At 61.4% G+C, this 13,217-nt stretch carries 12 protein-coding genes and 1 tRNA gene; 2 read left to right on the top strand and 11 right to left on the bottom strand.

What is annotated here, in order from left to right; translation table 11 throughout:
* From DTW89_RS10155 to DTW89_RS10140, 4 genes are all read right to left on the bottom strand, one after another.
* On the bottom strand, positions 1-1,254 hold a 1,254-nt coding region (locus tag DTW89_RS10155; RefSeq protein WP_236637098.1), incomplete at its 3' end, for a sigma-54-dependent transcriptional regulator.
* 15 nt (positions 1,255-1,269) lie between these two features.
* Positions 1,270-2,973: a sensor histidine kinase gene (locus DTW89_RS10150; protein ID WP_114655850.1), complete on the bottom strand. Its 1,704-nt coding sequence runs from the start codon at positions 2,971-2,973 to the stop codon at positions 1,270-1,272.
* Between the two features lie 4 nt (positions 2,974-2,977).
* Positions 2,978-3,205 carry a PP0621 family protein gene (locus DTW89_RS10145; protein ID WP_114655849.1) on the bottom strand — a complete coding sequence of 76 codons (228 nt, stop codon included), beginning with the start codon at positions 3,203-3,205 and terminating at the stop codon, positions 2,978-2,980.
* A complete protein-coding gene (locus DTW89_RS10140; protein WP_024812837.1) occupies positions 3,202-3,999 on the bottom strand; it encodes a cytochrome C assembly family protein in 798 nt (265 codons plus the stop codon). The genes DTW89_RS10145 and DTW89_RS10140 overlap by 4 nt, the downstream gene beginning before the upstream one ends.
* 85 nt (positions 4,000-4,084) lie before the next feature.
* Between DTW89_RS10140 and ffh the strand changes: the two genes are divergently transcribed.
* Positions 4,085-5,461 (top strand): signal recognition particle protein, encoded by a 1,377-nt coding sequence (ffh, locus tag DTW89_RS10135; protein WP_114655848.1) that lies wholly within the window; start codon positions 4,085-4,087, stop codon positions 5,459-5,461.
* A gap of 110 nt (positions 5,462-5,571) precedes the next feature.
* Here ffh and DTW89_RS10130 read toward each other — a convergent pair whose 3' ends face one another.
* From DTW89_RS10130 to dndC, 4 genes are read right to left on the bottom strand one after another with little or no spacing between them, the layout of a single operon-like run.
* Positions 5,572-7,095 (bottom strand): FtsK/SpoIIIE domain-containing protein, encoded by a 1,524-nt coding sequence (locus DTW89_RS10130; protein ID WP_114655847.1) that lies wholly within the window; start codon positions 7,093-7,095, stop codon positions 5,572-5,574.
* Complete coding sequence (locus tag DTW89_RS10125) at positions 7,092-9,152, bottom strand: AAA family ATPase (RefSeq protein ID WP_114655846.1); 2,061 nt, start codon at positions 9,150-9,152, stop codon at positions 7,092-7,094. The genes DTW89_RS10130 and DTW89_RS10125 overlap by 4 nt, the downstream gene beginning before the upstream one ends.
* A 2-nt stretch (positions 9,153-9,154) precedes the next feature.
* Positions 9,155-9,379, bottom strand: a complete 225-nt coding sequence (locus DTW89_RS10120) for a DNA modification system-associated small protein (protein ID WP_114655845.1) — start codon at positions 9,377-9,379, stop codon at positions 9,155-9,157.
* Entirely contained in the window at positions 9,372-10,475 is a 1,104-nt protein-coding gene (dndC, locus tag DTW89_RS10115) for a DNA phosphorothioation system sulfurtransferase DndC (protein WP_114655844.1), read from the bottom strand. Before dndC ends, DTW89_RS10120 begins: the two co-directional genes overlap by 8 nt.
* Before the next feature lie 133 nt (positions 10,476-10,608).
* Here dndC and DTW89_RS10110 point away from each other — a divergent pair, with 133 nt between their 5' ends.
* The gene (locus DTW89_RS10110) at positions 10,609-10,953 is read left to right on the top strand and encodes a helix-turn-helix domain-containing protein (protein ID WP_114655843.1); all 345 of its coding nucleotides are present in this window, start codon (positions 10,609-10,611) and stop codon (positions 10,951-10,953) included.
* 131 nt (positions 10,954-11,084) lie between these two features.
* On the opposite strand, the gene miaB is transcribed toward DTW89_RS10110, so the two are convergent.
* The 3 genes from miaB to DTW89_RS10095 all read right to left on the bottom strand — a co-directional run bounded on the left by miaB (position 11,085) and on the right by DTW89_RS10095 (position 13,206).
* Entirely contained in the window at positions 11,085-12,419 is a 1,335-nt protein-coding gene (gene miaB / locus DTW89_RS10105; RefSeq protein WP_114655842.1) for a tRNA (N6-isopentenyl adenosine(37)-C2)-methylthiotransferase MiaB, read from the bottom strand.
* Between the two features lie 90 nt (positions 12,420-12,509).
* Positions 12,510-12,956, bottom strand: coding sequence for a hypothetical protein (locus DTW89_RS10100; protein WP_114655841.1), 447 nt, complete (start codon positions 12,954-12,956; stop codon positions 12,510-12,512).
* 173 nt (positions 12,957-13,129) lie between these two features.
* Positions 13,130-13,206 (bottom strand) — tRNA-Met (locus DTW89_RS10095).
* Positions 13,207-13,217: the final 11 nt, after the last annotated feature.

Here is a 13,217-nt window from a genome sequence, read left to right as displayed (position 1 = left end):
GGGCGCTGTCGTGTCCACTGGCTGGGTGGGCGATGGGCGGGCGCCAAAGGCATCGGCGGCAGAGGTGGCGCACTCCACGTGCAGTTCATCCCCGTCGCTCAGTGCCACGGCCCGGTGCAGCAGGTTCTCCAGCTCGCGCACGTTGCCGGTCAGGGGGTGGCTGGCAATGGCATTCAGCGCCTGCTCCGTGAGTGCCGGTGTCTTCATTCCCGATTCCTGCGCTATGCGGGCCAGCAACGCCGTGCACAGCGCGGGCAGATCCTCTCTCCGCTCGCGCAGCGGAGGAATGACGATTTCGATCACGTTCAGGCGGTAATACAGATCCTGGCGGAACCGGCCCGACAGCACGTCGGCCGCGAGGTCGCGGTGGGTGGCGCTCACGATCCGCACGTCCACGGTTTCCTCCTGGGTCGAGCCCAGGGGCCGCACGCTGCGCTCTTGAATGGCGCGCAGCAGTTTCGATTGCATTGCCAGGGGCAGATCGCCGATTTCGTCGAGAAACAGGGTGCCGCCGCGTGCTGCCTGAAAATATCCGTCGCGGTCCTGATTGGCCCCGGTGTACGACCCTTTGCGGGCGCCAAAGAATTCTGCTTCCAGCAGGTTTTCGGGGATGGCGCCGCAATTGACGGCAACGAGCGGGCCTTCAGACCGCTGACTGCTGGCGTGCAACGCCTGGGCCACCAGTTCCTTGCCGGTTCCGGACTCGCCGTGGATGAGCACCGGGGCCATGCTGCGGGCAACCTTGGCAATTCGCTGCTTGACATTGCAAATGGCCTCCGACTCGCCAATAAGGCGGTCCAGCGCGCTCCCGGTGCCTGTGGGCTCGGTCGTGCTGCCCGGGCGTGCCGGGCTGCGGCTGGAGCGCGGCGCAGGAACTCCCCCCGTCCCCTGCACGGCCGAAGCCACCACCGAACGGAACTGTTTCAGGTCTACCGGCTTGGTCAGGTAGTCGAAGGCCCCCGAGCGTAGCGCTTCGACCGCGTTTTCTGCAGACCCGTAAGCCGTCATGACCACACAACGTTCACGGCGCTGCTGGTTTCGCAGATCCAGCAACAGCTCCATGCCAAAACCATCGGGCAGGCGCATGTCGGTAATGACGGCGTCGAAACGGTGGTCTTTCAGTTGCTGGCGTGCCTCCTGAACGCTGGATGCGGTTTCCACGCGGTAGCCTTCGCGCAGCAACGTGAGTTCATACAGGGTGCGCAGATCGGGCTCGTCGTCAACGACAAGGATGGAGGCGGCTGGGGCATTCATGGATTCAGGGGCCGTTCAGACGACGATGGTGTCAAACAGGGTGGCATTTTCAGCAGGGCGTGTATTGCGGCGGAAACCCACGGTAAAAGCATTGCCACCGATTTCGCCGCGTGGTGTGGCGCGCACCAGGCGCTGATAGCCAATCGAGGCGCCGTGGCGTTGGCACAGCTCCCGGCAGATATACAGGCCCAGTCCGCTGGATCGGCTTTCAGACGAAAAGAAGGGCTCGAACAGGTGGCGTTCCACCGATTTGTCCATGGGTGCCCCATCGCTCCATACCTGCAGGCTGATGGCCCCCGACGGGCTGACCCGGGTGGTAATGGCCAGCGAATCGTCGTGGGGGCCCTTGTAGCGCACGGCGTTGTCCAGCAGGTTGAACAGCACACGCCGCAAGTGCTCGGTATCAAACTCGATCTGGGCGTTGTGGCCCATCAGTGAAATGCTGGCGCGCCGCTGTGCCAGGTTCTGGTGCTGCCAGTCGGCGCAGATCTGGGCCACAGTGTCGTCCAGCAGCAGCGTGGAGGCGGGCGCGTGGCTGATCTGGTGCTGCACCCGGGCAATGTCCAGCACCTCTTCGGCGATGCGCGCCAGGCGCTCTGCGTTCTGCCGCACCATCTGGGCGAGCCGTTGCTGGCCCGGGTCGTGCAGATCTTCTTCCAGCAAGGCATTGGCCTGAACGATGGCGGCCAGCGGGTTGCGAATTTCGTGGGCCACGGCAGCGGACATACGGCCCATGGCAGCCAGTTTTTCTGTGCGCAAGCGCGCTTCCAGCTCACGCAGGTCGTGCAGGAACACCACGCACAGGCGCTCAACCGGCTCATTCAGGGACTCGTGGCGCGAGGCGGTCAGCCAGGTGCGCACATGCAGCCCGGTGGGGCTCTGGCCCGGATGCAGCAGGTCGGCATCGGCGGTGATGGGCTGTTCCCGGTGGAATGTGCGCTGCGCCAGCTTCACCAGTGGGAGCCAGGCGGGGTCCTCGTTCAGGGAGAAGGGGGGCGCCAGTGAGCCGGGGCCGCCCAGCAGCAGCAGTGCGGCCGGGTTGGCAATGCGCACGACATCCTGGCGGTCCAGTACCAGCACGCCATCGGTGAGGTGCTCGATCACCAGTGCGCTCACCTGGGACTGCACTCTCGCCGCCATCTGGCTTTTCTGGGCGAGCTGCTGCTCTCGCGTCAGCCGCACGGACAGCTGGTGCACCAGGTAAGTGATGATGAAAAAGCCCGTGCCGGCCAGTGCGCTCTGGAGATAGCGCGAGGCGTCATCGCCGCCGCTGATCTGCCCTTGCCACCAGGCCAAGGCCAGCAGCAGCAAGGTGGCGGCTGCCGTCGTGCCCAGAGCCAGGGTCAGCGTGCCCAGCACTGCCGCCATCAGGATGGGCAGGCCGAACAGGGGCGTGTAATTCATGGTGCCGGCCTGCAGCAATTGCAAGGCGCACACCGCCGCCAGGTCCACGCCAATGAACGCAAGCCACCGGGGGCCTGCAGCGGGCGGCGGAGGGGCGCGGCCTGCAAGTGCGCGCTCGGCCAGCGTTACCGCAAGGTAGGCCACGCACACCGCCAGCGTGGCCGGCTCTGCCGCCAGGTTGATGAACTGCCCCAGGCCTTGCAAGAACAGCAGAGCCAGCGCCACCATGACGCGGCCGGTCAGAAACCCGCGCCACATGCGCACAAAAGGTGCATCTGCGGAAGACGGTGAAAGACCCGGCGGCAGGAACGGCATGGTGTCAGGCGCTGTGTTGGCGCCTGTGCTCGGCGCAGCAGTAGGCGTGCTGCCCCAACATCAGTGCCTCTGCGCGCGGTACATGCACGCCGCAGTGGCTGCAGGCCACCATGTCCTGGGGCAGGGCAGGCGCCCGGGGGGCGGCCTTCTCGGGGCCGGATGCCGGGGGGCGGCGGCTTCGCCAGACACCCACGACCACCGCCAGCACAATCAGCAAAACCAGGTATTTCATGTGCTGCGACCCAAAACCACTTCCATCACGAAGCGCGAACCCACATACGCCAGCAGCAAAAGACCGGCGCCGGCGTAGAGTATTCGCACCGCATTGCGCCCACGCCAGCCAAAGCGTGCGCGGCCCAGCAGCAAGGTGGCAAAGGTGACCCACGACAGCAGCGAAAAAACCGCCTTGTGGTCCCAGCGGCCTGGATGCCCGTAAAGCGTTTCGCCAAACAGCCAGCCAGCGAGCAAAGTGGCCGTCAACAGCACAAAACCAGCCGTGACGAAGCGGAAGGTCAGTCGCTCCAGCGTGAGCAGCGGGATACCGCTTTGCGGGTCTTCTGCCTGGCGGATATGGTGCTCGGCACGCGTCATGAGCCAGGCATGCACGACTGCGGCGGCAAAAAGCCCGTAGCAGGCAATGCCCAAGGCCAAGTGCAGCGGCAGCCAGGGCGAGGCGGTTACATGCAAAGGCTGGCCAGAAAACACCAGGGACAGCAGCACCGCCCCCGCGCCCAGCAAGGCCAGTATCCAGCGCGCCCGCAACTGCGGAAAAAGCTGGCGTTCGACGGCATAAACCGTGAGCACCAGCCACGCGGTCATCGACAGCGCGTGTGCAAACCCGAAGCGGGGGGTATCGCCCCACAGCCCCCACGCCAGCACGGCCGCATGCAGCACCCATGCCAGTAGCAGCACATTGCGCGCCGCCGCGGTGCTCAGGCGTGACGACGCAGCCGCCGAAGAGGCATACGCGGCTGCGGCCGCGAGGGCCAATAGCCAGCTGACAGGGGAAGCACTGGGTAAAATCATGGGTACAGTTTAGCCTTTCGCCCACCGCCAGCGCCCTGGCGGGTCCGCGCGCCACCGGCGCTTGCGGGCACTACCGGAATACCCTATGGCCTCCGCCCTTACCGACAAACTCACGCGCCTCGTCAAGGAGATGCGTGGCCAGGCCCGCATCACCGAGTCCAACGTCACGGACATGCTGCGCGAGGTGCGCATGGCCCTGCTCGAAGCTGACGTGGCGCTGCCCGTGGTGCGCGACTTCATTGCCCGCGTCAAAGAGAAGGCGCTGGGCCAGGAAGTGCTGGGCTCGCTCAAGCCCGGGCAGACGCTGGTCAGCATCGTCAACCGCGAACTGGCCGCCACCATGGGCGAGGGGGTATCCGACATCAACCTCGCCGCCCAGCCGCCCGCTGTGATCCTGATGGCCGGTCTGCAGGGTGCGGGCAAGACCACCACCACCGCCAAGCTGGCCAAGCACCTGATCGAAAAGCGCAAGAAGAAGGTGCTGACCGTGTCGGGCGACGTGTACCGCCCCGCCGCCATTGAGCAGCTCAAGACCGTGACCAGGCAAGCCGGTGCCGAGTGGTTCCCCAGCACGCCCGAGCAAAAGCCGCTCGACATCGCCCTGGCGGCCCTCGATTACGCCAAAAAGCACTACTTTGATGTGCTGCTGGTGGACACAGCGGGCCGCCTGGCCATCGATGAAGCCTTGATGAAGGAAATCAAGGACCTGCACGCGGCCCTGAATCCGGTCGAAACCCTGTTTGTGGTCGATGCCATGCAGGGTCAGGACGCGATCAACACGGCCAAGGCGTTCAAAGAGGCGTTGCCCCTGACCGGTATCGTGCTGACCAAGCTCGACGGCGATTCGCGCGGCGGCGCGGCGCTGTCGGTGCGCCAGATCACGGGCGCGCCCATCAAGTTCGCTGGCGTGTCGGAAAAAATCGATGGCCTGGAGGTGTTCGACGCCGAGCGCCACGCGGGCCGTATCCTGGGCATGGGCGACATCGTTGCGCTGGTCGAGCAGGTGAGCGCGGGTGTGGACATGGAGGCGGCGCAGAAGCTGGCCGCCAAAGTCAAAAGCGGCGACGGCTTTGATCTGAACGACTTTCTCTCGCAGATTCAGCAGATGAAGCAGATGGGCGGCCTGTCCAGCCTCATGGACAAACTGCCCTCGCACCTCACAGCCAAGGCCGGTGCGGTGGACATGGACAAAGCCGAAAAAGATATCAAGCGCAAGGAGGGCATCATCCACAGCATGACCCCGCTGGAGCGCCGCAAGCCCGAACTCATCAAGGCCACCCGCAAGAAGCGCATTGCCAACGGCGCGGGCGTGCAGGTGCAGGAGGTCAATCGCATGCTCAAGGAGTTTGAGCAGATGCAGGGCATGATGAAAAAAATGAAGGGCGGCGGCCTCATGAAGCTCATGAAGAAGATGGGCGGCATGAAGGGCCTGGGCGGCGGCATGCCCAAGATGCCGTTTTGAGCTTTGAGTATTTTTGGGCGCCAGCGCTTGTGCAGTAAACGCTGGCAGCTATCAAAACAAAAGCAAAAACCGGCGTGAGGCCGGTTTTTTGTGCGTTCTTTCGCTTGGCATTACCGAAGTAGGACCGCCGCGTCATCGCTGCGAATGTTGTAGGAATGGGCGCGTATAGCCGACCCATCGCCGCCCCGGAAAATCATGTCGCCCGCGCCTTGCAGACGCTCTGCACCTGGCTCGTCCATGATGATTTTGGATTCGCTGGCTCGCGACACTCGCAGTGCGATGCGTGCCGGGCAGTTGGTACGCAGAGCACCGGCAAATGTATTGGCATCGGGGCGCTGCGTTGCCAGGATCATGTGGATGCCCGCAGCCCGGCTTTTTTGCGCCAACCGTACAAGCAATGCCTCATTGGCTTTGTCCTGCATCACCAGATCTGCCAGCTCATCGACGGCCAACACGATCCATCCCGCCTGTTCTCCCTTGCGGCGTGCAGCGGCAAGGTCTTTGACGCCCAGCGTAGAGAAGCGCTCGTAACGCGCATTCATTTCGTCCACCAAGGTTTCGAGTAGCTGGGTGGCTGCTGCCGAATCGGTGGCCACTTCGCGGAACAATTGGCGGTGGCCACGCCAGCCAGAAAACTCTACTTGCTTGGGATCAATCAATGCAAAACTCAAGGGCCTTTGCTGGGCATACGACAGCAAACTGAGCAGCAAAGCATTCAAACAAACGCTTTTGCCGCTGCCGGTCGTACCGCCAAGCAACAAATGGGGCGTTGTCGCCAAATCAAAGACCAGCGGTTTGCCTTCGATGGTGACACCGGGGCTCACAGGCAGCAGCATTGCATTCAGATCGAACGATGCGGTAGCACGCTTGAAGTGCACGGTATCGACCGCCTGCCATTCTTCCATTGGACGCGGCAGGTCGAGGAAGCAGGTTTTGGGCTCGCGCGCATCGGTCAGGCTCAGGGTGTTGCCAATGCCCAAAGAAAAACCCAGTTCATCCAGATGGCTGTCCAGCGTTTTGCGGTCGGTCGCCTTGGACAGAAATAGTTTGTAGCGGTTAATGCGTGGCCCCGCCAGGGTTTCTCGGATTTCGGCGTTGACGCCCACGGTGCGCAAATGCTGCAGCAGCATAGCGCGTGCTGCTTCGTCGAGCTCTTTGGCTTCGATGCCACCGACTGCCACCTCTGTCGATGGTAGCGTGGCATCGCCTTGTTCCGGCAGATTGGCCTTGCGCACCAGAACATCGACAAACGCTTTGAAATCGCCTCCAGTCTCTTCGCGGTAGCGCTCGAGCAACAAGATGCCACGGTGCCAGTGGTCGCGCACCAGCTTTTGCAGTGCCTCCAGCGTCAACGTTTCTTCGCCCCGCCTGCGCAGCACCTCTCCGAGCATGCCAATCCACAGGTAGTTGCAGCTGGCTTCGTCGCCGAACAGCTGCAAGCCTTTGATGACGCCCCCCTTGGCATCCGGGGCGGGCTCAGGAAAGGAATCCAGGCCCAGTGAGCAGCCCAGTGCCAGCCGGATGATTTCGTAGTTGCTTTCGGCGCCGATCAGTTTTTTGAGATCTTTGCCGATGGTGTCGGCCTCGCGGCTGCTGGAATAGGAGGCGGTCAGAATGTCGCTGATGCTGGTCATTGCGCTGCCTTGGCAAAATAGTTGTCCACAGTGGCCCGCGTCTTGCCTACACCATGCCCAGCCTGCTCATGATGCAACAGGTAGCTGCATGCCACATGGGCGTTCAGACGATCGAACTCCACTGCGCCGATTTCTTTGTCCTGGGCCAGCAAAATGACCTGGCGCGAATCGTCGCTGGTCCAGTAATCGAGCAGGTTGTTGCAGTGTTGCTCCGACAAACGCGCAAGCGGGGTGTCCACGATCAACGGCACCTTGTATCCCGTGACCTCCGCCAGTGCCCCCACCAGCGACAGCACGAAAAGCTGCGATTCACCAGAAGATTTGGGCAGCTTGATTTCAGTGCCTTCGTGGCTGTAGAGGATGGCCTTGCCATCGTCCTGCACCACGATCCGGGCGACCTGATCCTTGTGGTGCAGGGAGCGGAAAATCCGGGTGGCCGCTTTGGACAATGCGTCCAGCTTGAGCTGAAACAAGGCGGGCAGCAACTCGTCGATCATGGCGATGGTGCGTTCGGCCCGCTGTGCAGCCACACGTTCAGGGCGCCCCTCGGTCAGCCGCTTACGTTCGCGCTCATAGTTTGCCGTGAGTTGCGGCAATTCGGATTCCAGGGTGCGCAATTGATTTTTGTGCTGCTCAATTTCTCCGCTGAGGCCATCCATGAGTTGCTGTACGGCCCGCAGATCGGCGGAAATTTGATCGACTTCAGCGGATCGATCGACCCCGCTGGCGCCTTCGAGGCGGATGCGCTCCTGCTGCGCGCGCCATTTCATCTCGGCCAGCTCTTCGAGCTTGGTGGCCAGAGCGCGCAACGCGCCGCCAGACAGCTGGATACGTTGGCGCATTTCAGCCAGTTGACGCCGTTCGTTGCCCTGCAAATAGGTGTGCCACTGCGCATCCGCGCATCCCTCTGGTCGCGGGTAGTACAGGCTTTCCCAGGCTTCACGAAGCGTTTTTTCCAGGTCATTGCGCCCATTGGGTATGTGGCACATGGCTTGTATGTATTCCGACTTGAAAAAAATGTCCTGGAACTTCTGCCAGCGCGGCTGCTGGGAGTCGCGGAAACCTTCCCACGCCGTCAAGGTGTCTTCCTGGGCCAAGGCTTCGGTCAATGACTCCTGGAGCTGGCGGCTGATCAACTGCAAAGGCAAGGCAGTGGACATCTTGTCACGCAGTTGGCTGCGGTATTGCTCTTCCTCCTGCTCCAGTCGTGCAATCGTTCCAACCACTTCGGCCAAGGTGCGCGCATCGCTGCCTTGGGCGAAATCGCGCAACTGGCGCGTCAGTCGCTCGCGCGTTTCACTGTTTTGCTGGAATTCATCCTGCATCAGTTGCAAGGCATCGGCCAACTGCTGGCGCTGCGCCATAGCCACCTCCAGTGCTTCACGCAACTGGTCTACTTGCTGCTCATCGATGCCACCGGATTGCTTGAGTTTGGCGGTGCTGTAGGTTGATAGCCTTTCACGCAGTTCCTTGATCAGCACGACACCCATCAGATTTTCAAGCCCTGACCGCACCCAACCGGTGCGATCTTCATCGGCCAGCGCGGCGATCTTCTCGCCATCAAAAAAGAAGAATGGAGCCAGCCAAGGCGGCACAGCGTAACTGGTGAGCAGATCGGGCAACTCTGAATCGGGCAAGGCCCGCCAGACGCTGGATCGCTGCCCCTGGGATTCGATCACCAGTCGCTGGTTGTCGTAGCGGCCTTGATTGGTGAAGAACCATTTTCGGGTAATGCGCAGGCAGCCTTTGCTTGGCCTCATGATCTCGATGACCACCTCCATGCGCTCCTCACCATTGCGTAAAGCGTGCTTGTAGAACGCGGTTTCAAGAAAATGACCATAGCCCTTGGCTTTCAGGCCGGCCCGGTCCAGTGCCTTGTGGTTGACTGCTTCTTCGCCGTACAGGCCCACATAGACGGCTTCGAGCAACGTGGTCTTCCCGTAACCATTGAGGCCGCCAATCAGCACCAGATTTTTCCCGTCAGCTGGCTGTGGGAACTCGAAAACCTGATTCTGGTAGCTCTTGAAATTGCGCAGCGTTATGCGTGATATCCACATGACTAGCCCCCATCGGCCATCAGGATGGCATCGAAATCATCGTTGAGGCCACGGGCTCTTTGTTTGTGTGCATGGTCACGGTAGGCGGAAACGAGGCGGGCAAACTGTTCGTCGGAAACCCCGTGCTGGTGCAGCAAGGCGCTGACCGTGGCATGAACGTCCGGGTCGCGCCACAAGGGCAGGTCGTCGACGCCGCACTCAATGGCAATGTTGCTCGCGTTATTCACTGATGTACTCCCTCTGGTTTTGCTGTATCAAATCTTCGGCCCATGCGCGGTGGATGGCTTCGATTTCGGCATCGCTGATCAGGCGTGCGCCATAGGCCTTCTCTGTGGCCTGAAGGCGCTCCAAGATCATCTGGCGGGCGGCCACGGTGAAGGGTCCGGGCACCAAGCGCCCATTGGCCACCGTGATCTTTCCAGAGCGGCGTCGGCTTTGGCGCAAGGTCTGGTCGTTTCGGATTTCCTTGAGCCAGTCGCGAAAATCAATCAAGGGTGCGTACTGCACATTGCCGCTGTCCACAAAGCCTTGCAGGCTTCTGTCTTTTTCGACCACCGTACAAGTCCAGCAACCGAAGCGGCTGGAATTGGTGCCACAGCCCGGCGCATCTTCTTGTGACAGCACGATGGGGCATTCGCCGCCAGCAGCATCGCGGTAAAGCTTGACCAGGCGGCTGTTGTCGCCACCCCACGCAGGTGGGAAGCTTGAAAGCAGTTCCCAGACCTCATCGGTGGTCAAATCCACGATGGGGCGATAGATGTATGCACCGACAAGGCTGTTATGGGGGCTCAGGCTTGAATCTGCGTCGTTTTGATAGCTGTCTATCCGACGTCGGCGAACCTCGGATTCATTGCGCCGTACTCCCAGCAAGATGATGGCTGCACCATTGGCTGTCACCTGCTCGCGGATATAGCGACTCGTCGGCTGGATTTTGAGCCGGTCTGTACACCAGCGCATCTGCTGGTTCGGGCTGGGATAGCCCTTACCGATCAGCAAGTGCCAAAAGGTGTGCGCCAGCTCCGGTGTAGTTGTTGCCACCTTTAACGGCAGATCATGGATTAGTGCGCCAGTCTCAATTTCCTGCAATGACTGCATCAAATGCGATACCACCAGCGGACTTTCGACCAGGGTGTCGTTGGCGATCAGGTGGACTTTGCGATTTAGGCGGCTAGGTGATATGTCCATCAAGGCAGCAAACACCAGTTGTGCGACCAATGTGCTGTCTTTGCCACCCGAAAAACCGATGATCCACGGATAGTCCTGCTCGCCGGAGAGGTACTCGGCTCGGACAGCGTTGACTAGGGTTTCATAAATGTGGTGCACGAGTGTCTGGCTTCAAAGGGTGCAGGCTTCAGATCTGCTCAGGACCCTTGACTACGATTTCATGGAATGAGATGTCGCCTGATTCTACGTTTTTCGTAGAGACAGCCTATGGCAGTCTGGCGACTATGCCCGGGTGGTCAAACAAGCCGTCCATTCACCCTGCTGCTTCGGTGCGCGCCTGCGCCAAGCACGCGAGCGGATGGGCTTGCCCCAAGACAAGCTGGGGGTGATGATCGGCCTTGACGAAGGCAGCAGCAGTGCCCGTATCAGCCGCTACGAGACAGGCGTGCATGAGCCTGCTTTCAATATCGCCTGCAAGCTGGCTCAGGCTTTGCAAGTGGATGTTGCGTACTTCTATTGTGAAGACGACTGGTTGGCAAACGCTGTCCTGCGCCTGCAACATCTGACCCAAGCGCAGAGAAGCGATCTCGATGCTTGGCTCGCAGATATTGCGCCCGCTGAGCCTTGTGTTAACTGACGGCGGCCACTCCAATCTGCGTTTTATGCCTTTTCGGGCTCCAGCGCTTGTGCAATAAGCGCTGGCAGCTATCAAAACAAAAGCAAAAACCGGCGTGATGCCGGTTTTTTTGTGGGTGCAGATGCCGTGGATCAGGCGTTCTCACGCACCTGCACCTCGCCGCGCAGCGTGTAGGCCTTGGCCTCGGTGATGGTCACGTCGACCATCTGCCCCACCAGGCGCGGCTGGCCGGCAAAGTTGACCACGCGGTTGCATTCGGTGCGGCCCATGAGTTCGCTGCCATCGCGCTTGGAGGCGCCTTCGACCAGGATGCGCTGCACCTTGCCCACCAGGCCCTCGCTGATGCTCTTGATGTTGCCGTTGATCACGGACTGCAGCTCGTGCAGGCGGCGCAGTTTGACCTCGTGCGGCGTGTCGTCGTGCAGGTTGGCAGCGGGCGTGCCGGGGCGCGGGCTGAAGATGAAGCTGAACGAGTTGTCGAAATGGATGTCGTAGATCAGCTTCATCATCTTGGCAAAGTCTTCTTCCGTCTCGCCGGGGAAACCGACGATGAAGTCGCTGCTCATGGCCAGATCGGGGCGGATGGCGCGCAGCTTCTTCACCGTGCTCTTGTATTCCATGGCGGTGTAGCCGCGCTTCATGGCCATGAGGATGCGGTCCGATCCATGCTGCACCGGCAGATGCAGGTGGTTGGCCAGCTTGGGGATGCGCCCGTAGGCCTCAATGAGCCGGGGCGTGAACTCGTTGGGGTGGCTGGTGGTAAAGCGCAGGCGCTCGATGCCCGGAATGTCGGCCACGTATTCAAGCAGCAGCGCCAGGTCGGCCACTTCACTGGTGTCGCCCATAGGGCCCCGGTAGGCGTTCACGTTCTGGCCCAGCAGGGTGATTTCCTTGACGCCCTGGTCGGCCAGGCCCGCCACTTCCACCAGCACGTCGTCGAACGGGCGGCTCATCTCTTCGCCGCGCGTGTAGGGCACTACGCAGTAGCTGCAGTATTTGCTGCAGCCTTCCATGATTGACACAAACGCCGATGCGCCCTCGACGCGCGCGGGTGGCAGGTGGTCAAATTTTTCGATCTCGGGAAAGCTGATGTCCACCTGTGGGCGGTCCTGCCGATCGCGCTCGTTCAGCATTTCGGGCAGGCGGTGCAGGGTTTGGGGGCCAAATACCACGTCCACGTAGGGCGCGCGCTTGATGATCTCGGCGCCTTCCTGGCTGGCGACACAACCGCCCACGCCGATTTTCACGCCCTTGGCTTTCAGGTGCTTGATGCGGCCAAGGTCGCTGAAAACCTTCTCCTGCGCTTTTTCGCGCACCGAACAGGTGTTGAACAGAATCAGGTCGGCCTCATCCACATTCTGGGTGGGTTCATAGCCCTGGGCGGCGTTCAGCACATCGGCCATCTTGTCCGAGTCGTACTCGTTCATCTGGCAGCCGAAGGTTTTGATAAAGACTTTTTTGGACATGGCGATTTCTCAAACAGGAATGCACGCCATGGCGCACAGGGGCGCGTGGCGTGAACTGCACACCACCGGGCAAGCCGGTGGTTGCGGCGGTTATCTGGGGGTTGTGTCCGACTCGACGCGGAAGTTGCGCCCGACGGAATCGCTGGCCTTGCGTGGCTGGCTTGCCTCTGCCTTGGTGAGGATCCAGGCCGAAATCAAGAGGCCCGTGCTGGGCTCGATGACGTAGTTCACCTTGAAACGCTGCCCCAAAACCGTGTGGGCCATGACCAGCGTGTTCTGTGGGCTGAACAGCCGCATTCCGGGGGCCATGCGGATGGCGTTGCCGTTCAGGGTGGCGTCGGCGGTGCTGTTGACGGTGAGTTCGCCGCGCAGCGCGGCATCGGGGAAGTTGCGCACCGACCCCATGCCCGAGGGTACCTGGGCGGTGGCAGGGGTGCTGGCCAGCACCAGGGCAGTGCCCAGCGCAGCCGCGAGGGCGCGCCAGAAGCTGTGGGGTGATGTAGTGGCCGAAAACGGGGTGGCGCGGCAGCGGGTCATGGTGTGTATCCAGAGGCTGGGGTGAAAGGGACGCTCATTTTACGCGGCTGCCCCTGGGCCGGGGTGGCGGGCGTCCGGTGTTCGAAAAATCTGCCGTGAGAGAGCGGCTGGTGCGAAGACATCGCCCATGGAAAAAGCCCGCAACAGAGAACTGTTTGCGGGCTTTTGAATGGTGGTGGTGATAGGTGGATTTGAACCACCGACATCAGCATTATGAATGCTGCGCTCTAACCAACTGAGCTATATCACCGCAGTACAAAA

Origin of the sequence: Acidovorax sp. BoFeN1 (assembly GCF_003345135.1) — a bacterium.
Classification (GTDB): Bacteria; Pseudomonadota; Gammaproteobacteria; order Burkholderiales; family Burkholderiaceae_C; genus Acidovorax; species Acidovorax defluvii.
Note: the sequence above shows the minus strand (reverse complement) of the source record. Positions and strands in the feature narration are given on the sequence as shown.